Below are 19376 nucleotides of genomic sequence, written 5' to 3' on the forward strand. Positions count from 1 at the left end.
GTTCCTCAACTTCGGTCCCTTCGGCAACGGTCTACACTGACGGGCGATCCCACCGTCAGCCCCACCTGCCGCTGAGGAACCGCCGCCGTGCCCCCCGCAACCCCCGCCGTGCCCCCCGCAACCCCCGCCACCCCATGCCGGTACTACCCGCTGCTGCGGCTGCTTCCGCACGTCCTGCTCCTGGCGGTCGTCGGCGGCACGCTCATGCGGCTCGTCCAGGTGTCGAGCGCACTGTGCTGGTCCGTCGCACCGCCCATCGTGCTTCTGGCGACGGGCTACGGCGCGGGGCTGAGCCTGTGGGAGCGGATGAGCACCTGGATCAGGCACGTCTGGTTCGGTTTGCTCCTCGGGTTGTGGTGCTGGATCTCGTGGGTCCTCCCGGCCGGAATGGCCTTCGGTTACACCTGGCTGGCCGTGCCGTTGGCGGTTCTCGCCCTGCGTATGTTCGGCGACCGGGCGGCTGTCGCGGCGGTGGGGCTGATCACGGCCCTGCTGATCGCCTGCTTCGTACGGATCGCCGGGGGCCTTGATCCGCAGATGGTGGCACCTCCGGTCGCGGCGACCTGGACCACGGTCGTCCTCTATCGTGGTCAGCAGTGGCTCGTGCACGAACTCAACCGCACTCGCGAGGAGTTGGCGAGACAGCAGCGAGAGGCCGGAAGGCTCGCCGAACGGGCCCGCATCGCCCGGGACCTGCACGACACCCTCGCCCAGGAGCTGGCGGGCAACCGGATGCTCCTGCAGGCCGCCGAGCGGGACTGGGACCGCAGGCCGGAGGCTGCGCGGAAGCAGGTGCGTGCGGCGGCGGAGGCGCTCGGCGCGAGTCTCGCGGACACCCGCTGCATCATCCGCGATCTGATCCCGCCCGCGCTCGTGCAGGGCGATCTGGCAGCGGCATTACGTGAGTTGTGCGCGCGCAAGAGCTCCGTCGACGGCATGCCGCGGGTCGCCTTCGGCACGCTGGGCGAATTCCGCAGCGTGCCCCCGGACCGGGCCGCTGAGCTGCTGCGCGTGGCCCAGGGCATGCTGGCCAACGCGTGCGAGCACGCACACGCGGCACATGTGTGGGTCACGCTCGACCGCCGGGACGCCAGGGCGGTCACGGTGGAGGTGTGGGACAACGGTGTGGGCTTCGACGCAACGTCACCGGATACGGGTGATGCCCGCGCCGGGCGCGGATTCGGACTGGCTGCGGGCCGGGAACGACTCGCCGCGTACGGCGGCACGTTGACCGTCGACAGTGTGCCCGGGCGCGGCACCCGCGTGCTGGCGACGCTGGCTGTGGGAACCTCCGTCACAGCGAGCACGCGATGAGCGAAGCACCCCCCGCGACCGTCCGGATCCTGATCGTGGACGACCATGCCGTCGTCCGCGCGGGACTGCTCGCCCTTCTCGAGGGCGAGCCGGGCTTCGCCGTCGTCGGCGCGACCGGCGACGGGCAGGACGCCGTGCGCCTCGCCCAGCGACTCCGGCCCGACGTGGTGCTGATGGACCTCCGGTTGACCGACGGGACGGGAACCGGCGCAGGGGAGGACGGCATCGAGGCGACCCGGCGGATCACCGCCTCGGTCCCGGGCGTACGGGTCGTCGTGCTCACCAGCTTCCGGACTCAGGGCGACGTCGTGCGGGCGATGGAGGCCGGTGCCCGCGGCTACGTTCTCAAGGCGGGCCCGCCGGAGGAACTGTTCCGGGCCGTGCGCGCCGCGGCCGCCGGAGGCACGGTGCTCGCCCCCGAGGCAGCCGAGCGCCTGGTCGGTCAGGTGTCCGACCCCGGGGCGGCACTGAGTGAGCGGGAGACACAGGTCATACGACTACTCGCACAGGGACACAGCAACCGGGACATCGCCGCGGCGCTGTTCCTCAGCGAGGCGACGGTCAAGACCCACCTCGTACGCATCTACCGGAAGCTCGGCACCGAGAACAGGGCGAGTACGGTCTCCGAGGCCGTCCGGCGCGGGCTGATCCAACTGCGCTGAGCCGGGCGCGCCGGTGCCCGTCGGCGTCTGGTGCCGGTGAGGACGTCACCGTGGCGTGCCGCTGTCGACGGGCCGACGAGCTGATGTCGTCCGCGACTCGCGCCGGTGTAGCGGTATCAAATCCACGGTGATCGCCGGCACGTGTTTCCCCGTTCTCTCTGCTCCTGTCAGAAGGCGTGCGGGCCGAAACGGCCCCAGGCCACGAAGACGGCCAAGGCGAGCAGAACCACGTTCACGACGACCGACTGGGCCTCCCCGCGTCGGCTGTGCGTGACGGCGGCGCCGAACATGGTCAGTGCCAGGCCGGAAGCGGCCAGTGGAACCAGGCCCGGGGCGATGTCCACCGCCGCGGGCAGGACCAGCCCGATCGCGGCAAGAACCTCCAGCAGACCGATCGCCTTGATCGCCCCCGGTGAGAAGTCCGTGGCCCAGGCCATGTTCGGGGACGCGGTCAGCTTCTCCTTCGGCTGGGCGAGCTTGGCAGCGCCCGCGCCGAGGAACACAAGAGCGAGCAGGGCGGCGACAGCCCACAGGGCGACGTTCACAGATACCTCTTGGGTGAGATGGGGGTTCGCGGGCCGACCTGGCGGAGCCCGCGACACATTGCTTGATGTGTCATCTAACATAGGGGAATGTAGGTGATGCATCAAGTAGCGGTCAGCGGGTCATCGGCTCCAAACGTGTGACGTGGCCACGGCAGGGATGCCCGGGTGTCACGGACCGCAACGCCTCGCGCCTCGGTGAACGGGATGTCGACGGCGGCACCCTGCCGCACGAGCGATCACCCCAAAAAAGATCACGACCCAATCCCAAGCAAAGGTTGATGCGTCAACACTCGGGGTATACGGTCGTTGATGGATCAACTAGACGTTACTCTCCTCAGACAGGGAACAGCTGATATGGACACCAAGCAGGTCATCGCGGTCGCCGGGGCAACGGGCGCACAGGGCGGCGGCGTCGCACGGGCGATCCTTGCCGATCCGGATTCGGGCTTCGCAGTGCGCGCGCTCACCCGGAATCCCGCCTCGCCCGCCGCCAAGGAACTCGCCGAGCTCGGAGCCGAGGTCGTACGGGCGGACTTCCACGACGAGCCGACCGTGCACGAGGCGTTCGAGGGCGCCCACGGCGCTTTCCTCGTCACGAACTTCTGGGCGCACGGTTCGGCGGCGATGGAGACGCAGGAGATCAATGTCCTGGTCCGGGCCGCCAAGGCCACGGGTCTGCGCCACGTCGTCTGGTCGACGCTGGAGGACACCCGCGACCTGCTGCCGCTGGACGACGGCCGGATGCCCGTCCTGCAGGACAAGTACAACGTGCCGCACTTCGACGCCAAGGGTGAGGGCAACGAACTGTTCAGGCAGGCCGGAGTGCCGACGACCTTCCTGAACACGACCTTCTTCTTCCAGGGCTTCCTGCAGGGGATGGGTCCCCAGCGCGCCGAGGACGGCGTGCTGACGCTGACCCTGCCGCTGGAGGACGGCAAGCTCCTCGCCGGGGTGGACGTGGACGACATCGGCCGGACGGCTTACGCCATCCTCAAGGGCGGTGAGCAGTTCGTCGGCAGCACCGTCAACCTCGCCGGCGACCACCTGGCCGGCGCACAGTATGCGGCCAAGTTCGAGGCCGTGCTCGGCGAGCCGGTGCGCTTCCAGTCGGTGCCCTACGACGTCTTCCGCACCCTCGACATCCCGGCTGCCGAGGAGATCGCCAACATGTTCCAGTACTACGGCGACTTCGACCAGGAATTCACCGGCGCCCGCGATCTGAACAAATTGCGGGAACTCAACCCGGCGCTCAAGAGCTTCGACGCCTGGCTGGCCGAGAACGCCTCGAAGATCCAGGCGCGCTGAGGACGCACGCGACGAGTCACGCGCGAGTACGGTCACCCGCGCGAGCGTGGCGGCCGGGACGGGCGGACGGCTGAGAGCGGCAAGGTCGCGTTGGTCACCGGCGCGAGCCGTGCATCGGTGCGGCATGGCCCGTCGCCCGGCCGGTGAGGGTGCGGCGCGGCAGAGCGGTGACTCCGGCGGCCGATTGGAGGGCGCGGGAGCGGTCCGCGCGACGGTCACCGGCACCGTGTCGGCCCTCGGCCGTCCGGATCTGGAGTCCGGCGGACGCCTGGTCGGCGTGGACAAGCCGATCGAGGCGGCCGGATGGTGGTCCCACCTCGTGGTGTTCGGCCTCACGGCCGCGGAGACCAGCGCCTTCATCGGTCTCGGGCATGGTCCTCGTCGGACCTCCTCGAACCCTCGGCCTGCTTGCCGGTGCTTCTCGCCGAGGAGCCCGGCGGCTTCGTGACGGCCGCTTGACGTCGTGATCACCTGCATGTCCGCCGTTGCCGCAAAGGGAGAGACAGGTCACGGCGCACCCTTGAGCTGTCCTGCCTCTGCGGTATTTTCCCTCAGCGTGCGGCGGAAGCCGAGACCCGCCCCCATCCGCAACGGGTTCGCGATCACGGTGACCCGGTGTGGTGTTTCAGGACGGTCTTGCCTCCGCGTGCCGTGCCCCGCTACTTTGCGGCCAGGTTTCTGGCCAGGTACTCGGTGCGGTCCGCGCATCAGTGTTCGGGCGAGCGGGACGGGCATCGAGTGACTGTTCGAGGCAAGGGCGGCCGGCCGGAGGCACAGTACGGTCTGCTGACAAGCATCGCCGGTGAGGCGGGGGTGTCGCTCAGCACGGTGTCCAAGGTCGTGCACAGGCGCCGGGACGTCGGCGCGGCGACGCGGGCCCGGGTGGAGGAGCTGCTGGATCGGCACGGGTACGTGCGCCCCTGGGAGCAGGATGCCGCGACGCCCCGGCAGATCATCGCGGTCTTCCGCGACCTGTCAGGTCCGTACACGCTGGAGGTGGTCCGCGGAGTCGTGGACGCGGCAGGCGAGCTCGGGATCGACGTGGTCACCGGGACGACGAGCCGACGGTCGATCTCCGGGTGGCTCGAGCAGTGCGTGGCGCTCGGTGCGGCGGGGATCGTCATCGTGATCTCGATGCTGTCCGAGGAGGATCAGCGGCGTATCGTCGAGCAGCGTCTGCCGGTGGTGCTGATAGACCCGCTCAGCGCCCCGTCGGAGGACATTCCCAGCATCGGCGTGACGAACTGGAACGGCGCCCGGGACGCCGTACAGCATCTGCTGGGTCTCGGGCACACCCGCATCGGCATGATCGCGGGCCGTTCGCACTCCCTGGCCGGGGCGGCGCGGGTGCACGGCTACCGGGCCGCGCTGGAGGAGGCCGGGATCGCCTACGATCCGGCGGTCGTCCGCTCGACCGACTTCGACTATGCCGAGGCGCTCGCCGCGAGCCTACAGATCCTGCGGATCGAGGACCCGCCCACGGCCGTCTTCGCGGCCAGCGACGCGCAGGCGCTGGGCGTCCTGGAGGCGGCCCGGCAGTGCGGACTTTCCGTGCCGGACGACCTGGCGGTCATGTCCTTCGACGACACGCTGGTGGCGGCCATGGCCTGCCCGCCGCTGAGCGCGGTGCGCCAGCCGTTCGAGGAGCTTGGACGCGAGGCGACCCGGGTGCTTCTGGAGCTCGCCCAGGGCCGGCCGCCCGCGTCTCCGCGCATCGAGCTGGCCACGGAACTCGTGCTGCGCACCTCGACATCAGCTCCCCGCCGCGTCAATAGCGCGTAACCCACGCTTCTGCGAAACACTTTCGCAACCTGCCGGTGACATGGCGGTGTCGCCTGCGAATACTGGCTTCCTGCTCGCGCCCTCATCCCTCCTTTCTTTATGGGGGTGTGCCGCGCGATTCCCCCGGGTGAAAGGAATGCCGTGCTCGCGAAAGACCGTGCTCCGATCGCCGCCACGCTCAGAGGAACTGCGATGACAAGACCCTTGGTGCGAAAGGCTCTCGCGACCGCGACTGCCTTCGGCATCGGCGTGGCATTCGCCATCGCCTCCGCTGGAAGCGCGTCGGCCTATCAGCCGAGCCCGTCGAACCTCTATGTGGCGGACAATACTGCCGCGTGCAACAAGAACCCCTGTGTTCTCTACCCGAAGTCGGCTCAGCTTCCGGGCGGCCGGATCGTGGCGGCGTTCGAGAACAGTCAGAGCGCTCCGGTCGGACAGACGATGCCCGTCTACAAGAGTGACGACGACGGCACGACGTGGCAGAAGCTGGCCGACGTCAAGGCCCCCGCCTCCCTGTCCAGCGACTCGAAATATGCCAAATACACCAGCAACTGGACGAATCCGTATCTCTATGTGCTCCCGCAGGACGTCGGGAACCTGAGTGCCGGCACGCTGCTCCTCGCGAGCATCGTCTCGGGGGACGACTACTACTACAAGGAGCAGAAGGCCGCCGACCCGAACTGGACGCCGTCCGGCGACGGCGACCGCAAGGACGTGGCACTCGCGCTGTACTCCAGCACCGACCAGGGCGCGACCTGGAGCATCCAGAACGTCATCGCCACCGGCGGCTGGCAGGGCGGAAGCGCGGGAGCCGTCGGCCGCGTCTCGAACGCCAATACCTCCGCGCAGGTCGACCCCATCTGGGAGCCGCACCTGGTCGCCCGCGGTGGCAAGCTCGTCGCGTACTACTCGGACGAGAACGACTACACCGGCTTCAACGCCACCACCGGAGTGCCGACCCTCGACCCGGACAACGACACGGCGCCGGATTCGGGCGGTCAGATCCTCGTGCACAAGACCTGGGACGGCAGCAGCGCGTCCTGGAGCCAGCCGGTCGTCGACGTCCCGGGCAGCACCGTGAACAACGGCGGCAAGTCGGAGATCGGCGGCGGACGCCCGGGCATGACGACGATCGCCCCGACCACCGACGGCAAGTGGCTCCTCACCTACGAGTACTGGGGCGGCGGAACGAACGTCCGCTACAAGCTCGCGGACGACCCGCTGAAGTTCTACGCGTCCGGTGTGACGGACGCCGCGATCACCAGCCTGCCCGTGCCCTCCGGGGGACACACGCTGTCCACGGGCGGCAGCCCGGTGCTCCTGCCGATGCCGGACGGACGGATCGTCTTCAACGCCTCGGGCAGCGGCAACGTCTGGGTGAACGAGTCCGGTCTCAGTACCGGGACCTGGAAGGAGTATCAGACGCCGATCGCCGGCGGGTACAGCCGCAACCTCCAGTACGTTCAGGGCACGGGACGCGTCCTCGTCCTCCAGGCCTCCTGGAGCGGCGGGAGCGTCGGACCCGTGAAGTACGCGGAGGTCGACCTCGGCCGGTCCGACGGCGTGTACGAAACCCTGGTCAACCGTCTGACCGGTCAAGTCCTCAGCCCTGACGCCGGGAAGGCGCAGGACGCGAACCTCACGGGGAACGTTCCCGACCTCGTCCTCAGGACCAGGGCCGCCTCGGACGACGCGCAGCGCTGGCATCTGACGGCCAAGGGCGACAACGTGACCCTGCTCAACAAGACCGGCGGCCGCTCGGTCGCCGTGTGGACCGGCAACGCGACAGCCGGGCAGCGCCTCGCGCAGTGGGTCGACGACGGAGCCACCGACAAGCAGTGGACCCTCGTCGCCTCCACGGACGGTTACTACAAGATTCGGTCGGTCCGTAACACGGGTCTGTTCATGACGGGCGCGGCCCAGAACGGCGCCGTCGACCTGGAAGCGTCGATCAACGCTTCCTCGAACGCCGCGGCGGACGACTCGCAGGAGTGGCAGCTCGTCCAGGACCCCCTGCCGACCGACGCGTCCTTCACGCTGAAGGGCGCCAACTCCGGCCGCTGCCTCGACGTGCCGAACGGCCAGACGGGCGTGCAGGTGCAGATCTGGGACTGCTCCGGGAACCAGAACCAGACCATCACGCAGACCACCGCGGGCGAACTCCGAGTCGCCGGCAACTGCCTCGCCGCGGCCGGTGACGGCGATAGCGCGGGCACCGAGCTCATCCTCTGGGCCTGCAACGGCAAGTCCAGCCAGAAGTGGTGGTTCCGTCTCGACGGATCCGTCATCAACCGTTCCAACGGCCTCGCCATCGACGTCGGCAATTGGGCGACGGCCAACGGATCGCCCGTGCAGTTGTGGACGGCTCTCGGCAACGCCACCCAGAGGTGGAGCCGAGGATAGTCCGCACCGGCGGGGTGCGGCCGCGATGTGAGGCGGCCGCACCTCGCCGTGCCTCGCCCGTGCGGTGGGGCATTCGCCGAACCCCCCACGGGAACACGGACTTGTGCAGGCGCTCGGCTGGAGTTTCCGGCCGGGCCTTCTGCGTGGGCGGCCGTTGAGTCCGGCGGTGACGACGGCATCGACGGCATCGAGGTGTTCGCGGGTGTGTACCGCGAGGTCGGGGCGTGGAGACGACCGGCATCGGTTCACGGCCTGAGCAGCGAAGGGCCGGTATTGGCCACGGCCGGACGTCGGTCGCGGCGGATCTCCCGGCCGGTCCCGGCCGGTCCGGCCGCCGTGGCCCCGTCCGATGACGATCTGCCGGATCGTGTCTGGTGCCGCGACCGTCGGCGTTGTGGATGCGGTCCGCCCGGTGCGGGTGGCGCGACTGCGCAGAAGGCGGCGCCACCGGATGGACCGGTGGCGCCGCCTTGTTTCCGCCGGACGCGTCGCACCGGCGTCTGCCGGGCCCTCGGGATGATTCCGACGATCCGGCACGCTGCTTGAGTGCTCAGGCCTGGCGCATGAGCTGGGAGCACGCCGTTCACTCCCGAGAGAGCTCCTTACGGGGCTGTGGCTTGCGGTCCCCTCGGATCTGCATGTCCATCGCGCCGCGAACCGGGAGGGTGCGACGACCGCGAGGACCCGAGCGGGCCGGGCTTTCCCTCCGTCGTCCCCCTGTTCAAGCCCGCTCGACGGTCACGGGCACCGTGTGATGCCGCAGGACCATCGCGTCCCGCTCCTCGCCGATGAGCCGGAGTGCCGCATGTACCGGTGTGTCCAGGCTGGAGGAGCCCGCGTAGAGAAGGATCTCGCCGGGTTCGACGATGCGTCGGCCGTCCAGGCCGGTGAAGGCCAGGCGGTCGGTGTGGACCCGGAAGCGGACCGTCGCCTGCTCACCGGGGTCGAGGGCGACCTTGGCGAAGCCGAGCAGGGCGCGCACCGGGCGGGTGACCTGGGCGACCGGGTCGACGGCGTACAGCTGGACGGTTTCGGCGCCCGACACGGTTCCCGTGTTCCGCACCCGCACGACAGCCGTGAACTCTCCGTCCGTGGGCACCAGTTCGCGGTCGACGGCGAGCAGGTCCGTCACGAAGGTCGTGTAGGACAGTCCGTGACCGAACGGGAAGGCGGGGGTGGGGTCGAGGTTGGACAGGAAGCTCTGCCGGTCGGCGAGCGGTGGGTGGAGGTAGGTGTACGGCTGGCCGCCGGGCGTCGTGGGGATCTGCACGGGCAGCTTGCCGCTGAAGTTCACCTTCCCGGACAGGAGTTGGGCCACGGCCCGGCCGCCCTCCTCGCCGGGCAGGAAGACCTGCACCATGGCCGCGGCGGCGGACGCGAACCGGCCCACCGCATAGGGTCTGCCACTGCTGACGACCAGCACGACCGGCTTCCCGGTCGCCAGAACCGCCTCGACGAGTTCCTCCTGGAAGCCTGGCAGCCGCAGGTCCTCCACGTCGCAGCCCTCGCCCGAGGTGCCGATGCCGAACATGCCCGCCTTGTCGCCGACGACCAGGACGGTGACGTCTGCGGCGGCGCAGGCCGCCACCGCGGCGGAGATGCCGGAACGGTCTTCGTCACGGATCGGACAGCCCTGGGTGAACTCCCACTGCGCAAAGGGAAGTTCATCGACGAGGGCGGCGCGCAGGGATACCGCCTCGACGCCGTTGCCGAGGTCGTCGCGTTCGGCGAGGACGTGGTTGGGGAAGCTGTAGCAGCCGAACATGGTGCGTACGTCGTCGGCGCACGGGCCGATCAGCGCGAGGCGACCGATGGACGGGAGGGGCAGCGTCCCGTCGTTCGACAGCAGGACGGCGCTGGACTGGGCCACGGCACGGGCCAGCCCGCGATTCTGCGGCTTGTCCAGGTCGAGTTCACCCGCGCGCAGGGCGGGCGGCCGCGGGTCCCAGCCGGGGTCGAGGAGTCCGAGTTCGATCTTCTGCCGCAGCACCCTGCATGCCGCCCGGTCGACGAAGTCCTCGTCGACCACGCCTTGCCGCACGGCGTGGACGAGGGCGTCGCCGAAGCCGCGCTGGTCGGGCAGTTCGACGTCCATCCCGGCGCTCAGGGCGAGTGCCCCGGCCCCGGCCAGGTCGGCGGCCACCCGGTGGGCGCTCACCAGAAAGGGCAGGGACCAGTAGTCGGAGACGACGGTGCCCTCGAATCCCCACGCGTCGCGCAGAACGTCGGTCAGCAGCCACCGGCTGGCGGCCGGCGCCTCGCCGTCGATCTCGGCGTACGAGTTCATCACCGAGCCCACGCCCGCGGCGACGAGCCGTTCGAAGGGCGGCAGGATGACGTCGAACAGCTCGCGGCGGCCGGTCTGCACAGGGGCGTGGTTGCGGCCGCCCATGGAGGCGGAGTACCCGGCGAAGTGCTTGAGGGTGGCGTACACCCCGGCGCTCTGCACCCCGGTGACGTACGCCTCGGCCATCTCGCCGACCAGGTACGGGTCCTCGCCGTAGGTCTCCTCGCAGCGGCCCCAGCGGTAGTCGCGGATCACGTCGACGACCGGGGCGAGCCCCTGGTGGACGCCGGCCTCGGCCATGTCGGACCCGATGGCCTCACCCACCCTGCGGATCAGCTCCGGGTCGAAGGTGGCCGCCATGCCCAGCGAGGTCGGATAGATCGTCGCCCCGTACGCGGTGAAGCCGGTCAGGCACTCGTCGTGCGCCATGGCGGGGATGCCGAGCCTGCTCTGCGCCACCACCTGCCGCTGGTGCTCGGCCAGGAGGCGGGCGTGCTCCACGGCGGGGCGGGGAAGGGTGCCGTAGGGCCGGGTGAGCTGGCCCAGGCCGTGCCGGGCAGTCTCGTCGAGGTCGCCGACGCGGCCGAAGTGGTTGCTGCCCGGGGCCACTTCCGGGCCGTCGGCCTCGATGTCCTCCCAGGTGCTGCTCAGTTGCGCGACCTTCTCCTCCAGGGTGAGCCGGGCCAGCAGTGCCTCGACGCGTTCGGCGGTCGGCAGGGCGGGATCGGTCCAGGGCCGGTCGTCGTCCTGCTGTTCTTCCTGGGGGATGCCGTCGTGGTCCGGCATGGTGGTCGTCATTCACGACTCCTCGGGGATTGCGGATGCGCTCGCGAGGGGGCGCACGGGTTGCGCGCGCGCACGCCGACGGAGCCGGGCGCATGGCCCGGCCGCTGCTCGGAGCGAGCTGCCCTGTGAAACGGATTACTTGGAGAAACCAGCGGTGAGGCCCGCGACGAGCTGACGCCGGGCGAGGATGAACAGCGCGAGCATGGGCAGGGTGGAGAGCACCACTGCGGCCATCGTGGCCGGTACGTCGATGCCGAACTGCCCGCGGTACAGGGTCAGTGCCAGCGGCAGCACCGCCTTGTCGCCGCTCTGGGTGAGGATGAGCGGGAAGAGGAAGCCGTTCCAGACCTGGAGGCCGTCGTAGACGGCGACCGTCATCAGCGCCGGGCGGGCCAGGGGCGCGGCCAGCGACCACAGCATGCGCCAGTCCCCGGCGCCGTCGACGATCATCGCCTCGAACAGCGAACGGGGCACGTCGCGCAGGAAGCTCACCAGGATCATCACGGTGATCGGCAGCGCGAAGGCCACCGAGGGAAGGACGATCGCGAACAGGCTGTCGTACAGCTGCATCTTGATGATCAGCAGGTAGACCGGGATGATCACCGCCTGCAACGGGATCGCCAGACCCAGCAGGAACAGCCGGAAGGACACGCGGGAGAAACGGCTTCCGGCGCCTCGGACGATCGCGAACGAGGCCATGAGGGCGACGGCGACGGTCAGGACGACCGTCGCCACGGTCACGATCACGCTGTTGAGCAGGTACGTGGTGAAGTCGCCGTCCAGCACGCTCCGGTAGTTGTCCAGCGTCGGATGGCCGGGCAGCGCCAGCGGGCTGTCGGCGGTGAAGTCGGCGCGGCTGCGCAGGCTGGTCACGACCAGCCAGTACACAGGTACGACGACGATCGCCGTCCATACGAGCGTGGTGCTGCCGGTGAGGGCGCGGCGCACCGCGCCGGCCGCCGTGAACCGCCTGGGCGGCCCGGTCTGCGGCGCAGTTGCCCGACGCCCGGCGGCAGGGTCGCGGTGGACGCCGCCCCTGCGGGGGGCGCGGGTCTTGGTCATGGTGGTGCTCACATGCCCTCCTGCTGGCTGTCCATCCGGGTGAAGCCGGACAGACGGGTGGTCAGCAGCGACAGGCCGAGGCCGAACACCACCAAGAGGGTGGCGACGGCGCTGGCGCGGCCCATGTCGTGGGCCTGGAATCCGGTGATGTACATGGCGAGGGGAAGGACGCGGGTGGCGGTGCCGGGACCGCCGGTGCCGCCGGACAGGACGAAGATCAGGTCGAAGTAGGTCAGTGACCCGACGAGCATGAGCGTGCTGGACGTGACCATCGTGTACTTCAGCTGCGGCAGGGTGATGTGCAGGAAGCGGGTCACGGGCCCCGCGCCGTCGAGGGCTGCGGCCTCGTACAGAGCCGTGGGGATCTGCCGTATCCCGGCCTGGTAGAGCAGAGCGTGGAACGGCACGAACTGCCACGCGATCACGAAGATCACCGTGTAGAGGGCCAGGTCGGGCGAGCCGAGCAGCGGCTTGGCCAGCCAGTGCAGGCCGGGTGTGGCGCCGATCCCGAAGGACGGATCGAGCAGCGCCTGCCAGGTCAGGCCGATCGCCACCGCCGACAGCAGCAGCGGCAGGAACCAGAACACGGCGAACAGCGAGCGCAGGCGGCCCAGAGGCGCCTGGAAGACGCCGAGTGCCAGGGCGAGGGGCGTCTGGACCAGCCAGCTGATCACCATCACCTTGACGGTGAGCCCCAGCGCCTGCCAGGTGGCGCCGTCGGTCAGGACGGCGCTCCAGTTGTCGCCGCCGGCCCAGCTGATGGCGCCCAGGCCGTCCCAGCCGGCGAGGCTGAGCACGACCACGCCCACCAGCGGGACGAGGCCGAACAGACCGAAGAGGAGCAGGGCGGGGGCGGCCATGAGGAGGCCGCTGTAGCGGCGGCCTCCACCACGGCCCGAGGGAAGAGCCGTGGTCACGAGGCCGCCTTGCTCATGTTCGTCCCGAACTCGGCGGGCGGGATCTGCCGCAGGAACGACTTGTCCGTGTTGGTCAGCAGCGGATCCGCCTGGTCGGACGGCAGCGCCTGGTCCCAGGAGAGCTGGAAGCTCGGCGCCTTCTGCACCAGGCCGTAGACGAACCGAAGCCACGCCCTGTCGGACGACGTCGACGCCGTCAGCTTCGACTCCAGGCCGTTGACCGGCGGCACACTGCCGGACGCGAGGTAGGCGTCGACCTGGGAGTCGTTCAGGACATAGTCGTTCAGGTACGCCAGCGCCGCAGCCTTGTGCTTCGTCGACGAATTCAGCGACAGGAAGTTCGAGGGGTTGCCGACGATGTTGTTCACGCTGCCGGCACCGTCGGGCAGCGTCGGGAACGCGGTGTAGCCCAGATCGCCCTTCTTCAGGAAGTCCGGCGCCGCCTTGGCGATGTTGGCGTACTCCCAGGTCCCCATGACCTCCATCGCCGCCTTGCCGGTGTACAGCAGCGCGGTGGACGCCCCCTGGTCGTAGCTGACGGAGGACGCGTTGTCCCCGAACGCTCCCGCCTTCGACAGGTCCTGAAGGTACTGGTTGGCCTTGGTCACGGCGGGGTCCTTCCACGCCGAGGCATCACCGGAGGCGATCTTCGCGAAGGCCCGGGAGCCGCCCTCGCGGTCGAGCAGGTACTCCAGGTACATCAGGGTCGGCCACTTGGAGTTCGCGGCCAGCGACATCGGCACCACGTCTTTGGCCTTCAGCTTCTTCACGGCCGCGAGCAGATCGTCGTAGGTCTTCGGCGGCTCGACGCCCGCGTCGGCCATCACCTTCTTGTTGTAGTAGAGGACGACCGGGGCGAGGCCGTTGGCGGGCACGCCGTAGACCTTGCCGTCGAAGGTGGCGCTCTGCATCACGCTCGGCGTGAACCGGTCCGTCTTCACCTCCGACGCCGTCAGCGCGCCGGCCTTGCCCGCCTTGACGTAGTCGTCCAGCGCGCCGCCGCCCCAGTTGAAGAAGAGGTCCGGGGCCTGGTTCGCGCCGAAGGCCACGCGCAGCTTCTGCTTGTAGTCGTCGTTGGCGAAGAGGCGCAGGGTGATCTTCTCGTCCGGGTGGTCCCGGTTGTAGGCGTCGACGGACTCCTTCAGGATCGTCTGGTCGTTCAGCGCCCACATCGTCAGGCCCTTCGCCGACGAGCCCGTGGACGGACCCGAAGTCCCGCACGCGGCAAGACTCATGGCCGCCGCCAGGGTGACCGCGGAAGCGACGACGCGTCGCATTCTCGGGCTTGCGTGATTTCCGATGACCGGGATTCCCCGCATGGGGTGCCTCTTTCTTTCGGCATGCCGTTGGCGCGTCAGACAGATCGGAAACCGGCACGAAAGGCTTTCGGATTCCCCACCTCGGGTGGACTGCCTGTTGGCCGGGACACTGACATGGAATTCACACCCGGGACAAGGACCGGAAATTACTCGGTTACGAAACATTTTCGCAGGCCGTGAGAAAACGCGGAGAAACGGCGGCGTCGGGCAAGGCGGACACTTCGCCCGACTCTTCCGGCAGCGTCTCCGCGGCGCGGCGCGGCACGCTCGTCCTCTCCGCCTGCGTCGGCCTTGCCCACCGATTCACCCGCGGGCGCCACCGCACCCCACGTCCTCGAGCAGGCCGCCCGTCCCGCGGCGGCCAAGCTCTACCTGAACTGGCAGCCGTCCACCGCGCGCGAGACGTCCGACGGCTGGTCGGTGCGCACGGACATCGCCCCGCCCACGGGCTTGAAGCCGATCTGGGACTACCCGAACGCCCACGTGGACGGGTTCCCGCGGTACATGGAGAACCGTGCCCGGATCTAGCAGCAGCGGACCCTCGCCTTGTACTTCGGCGAGCTGAAGGGCGACCCGACCCCGGAGTGGCCGGGGCTCCATCCGGGCCGGTAAAGGGCAACTCGCGGCACGGGTCCTCACTTCGTCACACGGGCACCGGTCTGCCACTGAGGGCCGCTCCGGCCGGGGCGGGAACGACTCGCCGCGTACGGCGGCCTGTTGGCCGTCGACACCGCGCCAGGGCGCGGCCAGTGCTGCCAACCCTGGAGAGAGTGTCGGTCCGCTGTCGACGGCTACCGAGCGAGCAGGTGGGGGTCCCGCAGCTTTGGCAATGCTCGGCGCCTTCCACTCGTCCCCGGCGATGCCGGCTGCCACGGATCCGTTGCGGCACGCGGCGCTAGTCCGCGTGTACGACCTTCGCCGAGGTGGCGGTTCGCGCACTGATGACCGTCCGTCCGCGTTCTGACTGCGGAAAGCGGCCGAGCATCGCGCGCAGCTCCTCGGCGTCGACGTTGGCGCCGAAGGGCTCGGTGCCCGGTTCCAGCCGTACTCCTGCGGCGAGTGGCCCCGCCACGACGGGGTCGAAGCCGAAGTCGTCGACGAGGGCGGCGGTGATGACGAGGTCGTCGGGGTCGTCACCGGTGATCGCGATCGCCTTGCGCGCACCTGTTCCCGCAGGCCGGGCGTCGTCCTCGAGATCGTGGTAGCCCATGTGGTTGAACGCCTTGACCACGCGCGCTCCGGACAGGAAGGCCTGCACGGTCTCACTGGTCGACGTGCGCGGGTCGTTGAGGTCCTCCCGGACGCCGTCCACCTCCCACCAGTAGTTCATCGCGTCGATGACGAGTTTGCCCTCGAGCGCTTCGGCGGGAAGGCCGCGGTACTTGCCGAGGGGGAGGGCCAGGATGACCACATCTGCCTTCGCCGCGGCCTCCGCCGCGGTGACCGGGACCGCGCCGGGCGTGAGCACTTCGACGGTGAGAGCGATCTTGGCCGGGTCGCCCGATCCGGCGATGAGCACGCGGTAGCCGGCCGCCACAGCCAGTCGGGCGAGCACGGTGCCGACCTTCCCCGCACCAAGGATGCCGACGGTCCCCACGTCCACGGTGTCCATGTCTTCTCCATTCACGGTGTCAGCCCGCGAGAATGTCGCGGACCATCGGGATGACCTTGGTGCCGAACAGCTCGACGGCGCGCAGGCGGGCGCTGATCCGTTGTGCCCCCGTGGTGTAGATGAGGTCGAAGCGGCCGACGTCGAGGGCCTGGACGGCGCCGGCGATTTTGCGGGCGACGGTCTCGGGGGAGCCGATGTAGAGGGAGCCGTGCTCGATCTCCGCCCCGTACTCCTCCTTGCGGATCGGGGGCCAGCCGCGCAGTGCGCCGATGCGGTCTCGGAGGACCTTGTAGTGCGGCCAGTGCAGCTCCCGGGCCTCCTCGTCCGTGTCGGCGATGAAACCGGGGGAGTGCATGCCGACCGGGTGAGCGGTCGTGCCGAACTTGTCGGTGGCGCGTTGGTAGAGGTCGATGTAGGAGGCGAAGCGTTCAGGGTTGCCGCCGATGATGGCGATCATGAGCGGGAACCCGTAGTGCGCGGTGCGGATGACCGACTGGGGCGAACCGCCGACGCCGACCCAGGTGGTCAGGTGTCCGGACTCGGTCTTGGGGAAGACGTCGGCGTTGTCGAGCGCGGCCCGCTTGGTGCCGCTCCAGGTGACGGGCTTCTCCTCGAGCAGCTTGGCGAAGAGTTCGATCTTCTCCTCGAACAGCACGTCGTAGTCGCTCAGGTCGTATCCGAAGAGGGGGAACGACTCGGTGAAGGAGCCGCGTCCGAGGATGACCTCGGCCCGGCCGTTCGAGAGGGCGTCCACGGTCGAAAACCGCTGGAAGACGCGGACCGGATCGTCGGAACTCAGCACGGTCACGCCGGACGCGAGACGGATGCGGCTGGTACGCGTGGCGATGCCGGCGAGGACGGTCTCCGGCGTCGAGATCGCGAACTCCGGGCGGTGGTGCTCACCGAGGGCGAGGACGTCGACGCCGGTCTCCTCCGCGAGAACGGCCTCCTCGACGACCTGCCGGATGGCCCGCGCGTCGGACACCGGGTTGCCGGAGTCGTCCTCCGGTACATCGCCGAACGTGTCCAAACCGAAGGCGAGATCAGACATGGGTGGGTTCCTTCGTCAGCAGTTCGCGCACCCGCGGGGCGACTTCTCGGCCCAGCAGCTCTATCGAGCGGGCACGGGCTTCGCGAGGCAGGTTCATGACGTCGTACTTGAGGTCGAAACGGTTCAGGTGCAGGTCGCGGGCCGTCGTGGCGATCTTGCGGGCGACGGTCTCGGGGGAGCCGACGTAGAGCGCGCCCGTCTCGACCTCCGCCTCGTAGCGTTCACGGGTCGGCTTGTAGAACCCGCGCTCCTTGGAGAGTTGGGCCAGTACCGGCTGCCAGTGCTGCCACCAGGTGTCCCTCGCCTCCTCGTCGGTGTCCGCGACGAGTCCCAGGGAGTGCTGGCCGACCGCCTGCCTGGGGTGACCGAACTGGTCGAGTGACCGGTGGTAGAGGTCGACGAGGCCCGCGAAGCGCTGCGGGCGTCCACCGATGATGGCCATCATGAGGGGCAGGCCGTAGCGGGCGGCTCGGACCGCGGAGTTCGGACTGCCGCCGACACCTATCCACGTGGGGATGCCACCGGCCGGCATACGGGGTTGCAGTCGCTGTTCGACGAGCGGCGCCCGGACCTTCCCCGACCAGGTCACCGCCTCCTCACGCTGAAGGCGCATGAACAAGTCGAGTTTCTCCTCGAAGAGCTCCTCGTAGTCCGCGAGGTCGTAGCCGAACAAGGGGAAGGCCTCGGTGACAGATGCTCGCCCCAGCACGAGCTGGGCCCGGCCGTTGGAAACCGCGTCCAGCGTGGAGAACTGGTGGTACAGCCGCACCGGATCGTTGGTGCTCAGTACGGTCACCGAGGTGCCGAGCCGGATGCGTTCGGTCGCGGTGGCCATCGCGGCGAGCAGCACGGGAGTGGCGGTGTCGTTGTGGCCGGGGCGGTAGTGCTCGCCGACGCTGAACACGTCGAGCCCGACCTCTTCGGCGAGCTTGGCCTCTTCGACGAGCAGCCGAACGGTCTCGGCGTCGCTCAGTGTGCGGCCGCCGTCGGTCGCGACCTCTCCGAACGAGTTCAGTCCCAGTTCGAAGCCTGTGGCCGTCATGGTTCCTCCTGCTGTGCATCCAGGTCGCCGGCACCACCAAGTGGTTGACACGTCAATATTCGCTCAATGTAATTGACGTGTCAACCAGAGGCGGGAGCGGGTCATGGAAGAGCGATGCAAGGCATTGCCCGCCGCCGAGGAACTGCGGGCCGGTGCGACTTCATCGAGACGGCGGAGTCGCTGCGCACCGCGCTCGCGTCACGGCTGCAGAGCGGGTCCCCCTGGCACCGCTTCGGCGCGGGGTTCCGGCGGGCGGCAGCCGTTCGAGGTCACCACCGCCATCGTCGAGCCCGACAGCCTCGTCGCCCTGTATGCCAAGGGCCTGATGCGCTGCCGGGGAGGCAGACCCTCATGCCTTCGCGTTGCCGCAGGTCCGGAGGCGCGGCCCGGGAGTCAGGGCAGGACAGGCCGCGCCGCGCCTCCGGAGTGGTGGGGCCACCGGACCAGGTCGGGCAGCTGTGTGTGCGCGTAAGTTCGGTGAGCCATCAACTACGTTTACACTTTCTCCATGGAGGAGACGGTGCGTTGGTTGACGTCGGAGGAGCAGCATGCGTGGCGGAGCTTTGTCCGATTGCATGAGAAGCTCGGTGGCCGGCTGTCACGTCTGTTGCAGTCGGAGTCGAACGTGTCGGCGGCCGACTTCGGGGTGTTGGTCACTCTGACGGATGTGCCGGAGGGCCGGCAGCGGTTCCAGGATCTTGCCCGCGAACTGGAGTGGGAGAAGAGCCGGATGTCTCATCACATCGCCCGGATGGTGAAGCGCGGGCTGGTGGTGCGGGAGGAGTGCCCCGAGGACGGGCGTGGTGCCTTCGTCGTGATCACGGAGGAGGGGCGGGCGGCTATCGAGGCGGCTGCTCCGCTCCATGTGGATGCCGTGCGCGCCTTGTTCCTCGACCATGTCACGCCGTCCGAGCTGCGGACGCTCGGCCAGATCTCCGAGCGCGTGGTGGCGAAGCTCGACGAGGACGCGACCTGACCGGGAACATGAGGCCGGTCAGTAGGATCCTCGGGCCACCGAGGGGGCGGCCGGAGTTCGACCCGGTGCTCACATGGCCAGGCCGAGCGTCACGTCGGCGGCCACACAGAGCGGTATCGGTACGACGGGTACAGGTGTTCCCGCGGGCGGCAACGCCGGAGTGGCCGCCGGCCTCGGCGTGGAAGCCCATGGCGCCGATCATCGTGAGGACGAGGCCGATCACTTCACCGATGACCAGCGGTTACGGGGGCAACCCTCGGCCGTTTGAACAGTCAGCCCCTGGAACCCTTGGATTGTCGTTGTCCGTGAGCGC

The 19376-nt window shown here is 69.3% G+C and carries 15 protein-coding genes; 7 read left to right on the plus strand and 8 right to left on the minus strand.

Annotated elements, in window-relative coordinates:
- The first annotated feature begins 87 nt into the window (after positions 1 to 87).
- Both ACIPFH_RS34145 and ACIPFH_RS34150 read left to right on the plus strand, forming a co-directional pair.
- On the plus strand, positions 88 to 1314 hold the full coding sequence (locus tag ACIPFH_RS34145; RefSeq protein WP_401832710.1) for a sensor histidine kinase: 1227 nt from the start codon (positions 88 to 90) through the stop codon (positions 1312 to 1314).
- Complete coding sequence (locus ACIPFH_RS34150; protein WP_401832712.1) at positions 1311 to 1976, plus strand: response regulator transcription factor; 666 nt, start codon at positions 1311 to 1313, stop codon at positions 1974 to 1976. The genes ACIPFH_RS34145 and ACIPFH_RS34150 overlap by 4 nt, the downstream gene beginning before the upstream one ends.
- 167 nt (positions 1977 to 2143) lie before the next feature.
- Here ACIPFH_RS34150 and ACIPFH_RS34155 read toward each other — a convergent pair whose 3' ends face one another.
- Positions 2144 to 2521 (minus strand): DoxX family protein, encoded by a 378-nt coding sequence (locus ACIPFH_RS34155; RefSeq protein ID WP_401832715.1) that lies wholly within the window; start codon positions 2519 to 2521, stop codon positions 2144 to 2146.
- Between the two features lie 354 nt (positions 2522 to 2875).
- On the opposite strand from ACIPFH_RS34155, the gene ACIPFH_RS34160 reads away from it, so the two are divergent.
- From ACIPFH_RS34160 to ACIPFH_RS34170, 3 genes are all read left to right on the plus strand, one after another.
- Complete coding sequence (locus ACIPFH_RS34160) at positions 2876 to 3826, plus strand: NmrA/HSCARG family protein (protein ID WP_401832717.1); 951 nt, start codon at positions 2876 to 2878, stop codon at positions 3824 to 3826.
- A gap of 738 nt (positions 3827 to 4564) precedes the next feature.
- Positions 4565 to 5608: a LacI family DNA-binding transcriptional regulator gene (locus tag ACIPFH_RS34165; RefSeq protein ID WP_401832719.1), complete on the plus strand. Its 1044-nt coding sequence runs from the start codon at positions 4565 to 4567 to the stop codon at positions 5606 to 5608.
- A 192-nt stretch (positions 5609 to 5800) separates the two neighbouring features.
- The gene (locus ACIPFH_RS34170; protein ID WP_401832722.1) at positions 5801 to 8011 is read left to right on the plus strand and encodes an RICIN domain-containing protein; all 2211 of its coding nucleotides are present in this window, start codon (positions 5801 to 5803) and stop codon (positions 8009 to 8011) included.
- A 721-nt stretch (positions 8012 to 8732) separates the two neighbouring features.
- On the opposite strand, the gene ACIPFH_RS34175 is transcribed toward ACIPFH_RS34170, so the two are convergent.
- From ACIPFH_RS34175 to ACIPFH_RS34190, 4 genes are all read right to left on the minus strand, one after another.
- On the minus strand, positions 8733 to 11096 hold the full coding sequence (locus tag ACIPFH_RS34175) for a glycoside hydrolase family 3 N-terminal domain-containing protein (protein ID WP_401832724.1): 2364 nt from the start codon (positions 11094 to 11096) through the stop codon (positions 8733 to 8735).
- 123 nt (positions 11097 to 11219) lie between these two features.
- Complete coding sequence (locus ACIPFH_RS34180; protein ID WP_401832725.1) at positions 11220 to 12158, minus strand: carbohydrate ABC transporter permease; 939 nt, start codon at positions 12156 to 12158, stop codon at positions 11220 to 11222.
- Positions 12155 to 13006 (minus strand): carbohydrate ABC transporter permease, encoded by an 852-nt coding sequence (locus tag ACIPFH_RS34185; RefSeq protein ID WP_401833322.1) that lies wholly within the window; start codon positions 13004 to 13006, stop codon positions 12155 to 12157. The genes ACIPFH_RS34180 and ACIPFH_RS34185 overlap by 4 nt, the downstream gene beginning before the upstream one ends.
- A 53-nt stretch (positions 13007 to 13059) precedes the next feature.
- Positions 13060 to 14298, minus strand: a complete 1239-nt coding sequence (locus ACIPFH_RS34190) for an extracellular solute-binding protein (RefSeq protein WP_401832728.1) — start codon at positions 14296 to 14298, stop codon at positions 13060 to 13062.
- A gap of 375 nt (positions 14299 to 14673) precedes the next feature.
- On the opposite strand from ACIPFH_RS34190, the gene ACIPFH_RS34195 reads away from it, so the two are divergent.
- Complete coding sequence (locus ACIPFH_RS34195; protein WP_401832731.1) at positions 14674 to 14910, plus strand: hypothetical protein; 237 nt, start codon at positions 14674 to 14676, stop codon at positions 14908 to 14910.
- A gap of 367 nt (positions 14911 to 15277) precedes the next feature.
- Here ACIPFH_RS34195 and ACIPFH_RS34200 read toward each other — a convergent pair whose 3' ends face one another.
- From ACIPFH_RS34200 to ACIPFH_RS34210, 3 genes are read right to left on the minus strand one after another with little or no spacing between them, the layout of a single operon-like run.
- Positions 15278 to 15994, minus strand: a complete 717-nt coding sequence (locus ACIPFH_RS34200) for an NADPH-dependent F420 reductase (protein ID WP_401832733.1) — start codon at positions 15992 to 15994, stop codon at positions 15278 to 15280.
- Between the two features lie 19 nt (positions 15995 to 16013).
- Positions 16014 to 17045 carry an LLM class flavin-dependent oxidoreductase gene (locus ACIPFH_RS34205; RefSeq protein WP_401832736.1) on the minus strand — a complete coding sequence of 344 codons (1032 nt, stop codon included), beginning with the start codon at positions 17043 to 17045 and terminating at the stop codon, positions 16014 to 16016.
- Positions 17038 to 18087, minus strand: a complete 1050-nt coding sequence (locus tag ACIPFH_RS34210) for an LLM class flavin-dependent oxidoreductase (protein ID WP_401832737.1) — start codon at positions 18085 to 18087, stop codon at positions 17038 to 17040. Before ACIPFH_RS34210 ends, ACIPFH_RS34205 begins: the two co-directional genes overlap by 8 nt.
- A 508-nt stretch (positions 18088 to 18595) precedes the next feature.
- On the opposite strand from ACIPFH_RS34210, the gene ACIPFH_RS34215 reads away from it, so the two are divergent.
- Positions 18596 to 19063, plus strand: a complete 468-nt coding sequence (locus ACIPFH_RS34215) for a MarR family winged helix-turn-helix transcriptional regulator (protein WP_401832740.1) — start codon at positions 18596 to 18598, stop codon at positions 19061 to 19063.
- The last annotated feature ends 313 nt before the right edge of the window (positions 19064 to 19376 follow it).

Source organism: Streptomyces sp. NPDC088157 (assembly GCF_044741545.1).
In the GTDB taxonomy this organism is placed as follows: Bacteria; Actinomycetota; Actinomycetes; order Streptomycetales; family Streptomycetaceae; genus Streptomyces.

Coding starts and splice junctions, on each gene's coding strand:
- ACIPFH_RS34205 (WP_401832736.1), bottom strand. CDS start 17,045: ATGTCTGATCTCGCCTTCGGTTTGGACACGTTCGGCGATGTACCGGAG.
- ACIPFH_RS34150 (WP_401832712.1), top strand. CDS start 1,311: ATGAGCGAAGCACCCCCCGCGACCGTCCGGATCCTGATCGTGGACGAC.
- ACIPFH_RS34190 (WP_401832728.1), bottom strand. CDS start 14,298: ATGAGTCTTGCCGCGTGCGGGACTTCGGGTCCGTCCACGGGCTCGTCG.
- ACIPFH_RS34175 (WP_401832724.1), bottom strand. CDS start 11,096: ATGACGACCACCATGCCGGACCACGACGGCATCCCCCAGGAAGAACAG.
- ACIPFH_RS34185 (WP_401833322.1), bottom strand. CDS start 13,006: ATGGCCGCCCCCGCCCTGCTCCTCTTCGGTCTGTTCGGCCTCGTCCCG.
- ACIPFH_RS34215 (WP_401832740.1), top strand. CDS start 18,596: ATGGAGGAGACGGTGCGTTGGTTGACGTCGGAGGAGCAGCATGCGTGG.
- ACIPFH_RS34210 (WP_401832737.1), bottom strand. CDS start 18,087: ATGACGGCCACAGGCTTCGAACTGGGACTGAACTCGTTCGGAGAGGTC.
- ACIPFH_RS34170 (WP_401832722.1), top strand. CDS start 5,801: ATGACAAGACCCTTGGTGCGAAAGGCTCTCGCGACCGCGACTGCCTTC.
- ACIPFH_RS34200 (WP_401832733.1), bottom strand. CDS start 15,994: ATGGACACCGTGGACGTGGGGACCGTCGGCATCCTTGGTGCGGGGAAG.
- ACIPFH_RS34160 (WP_401832717.1), top strand. CDS start 2,876: ATGGACACCAAGCAGGTCATCGCGGTCGCCGGGGCAACGGGCGCACAG.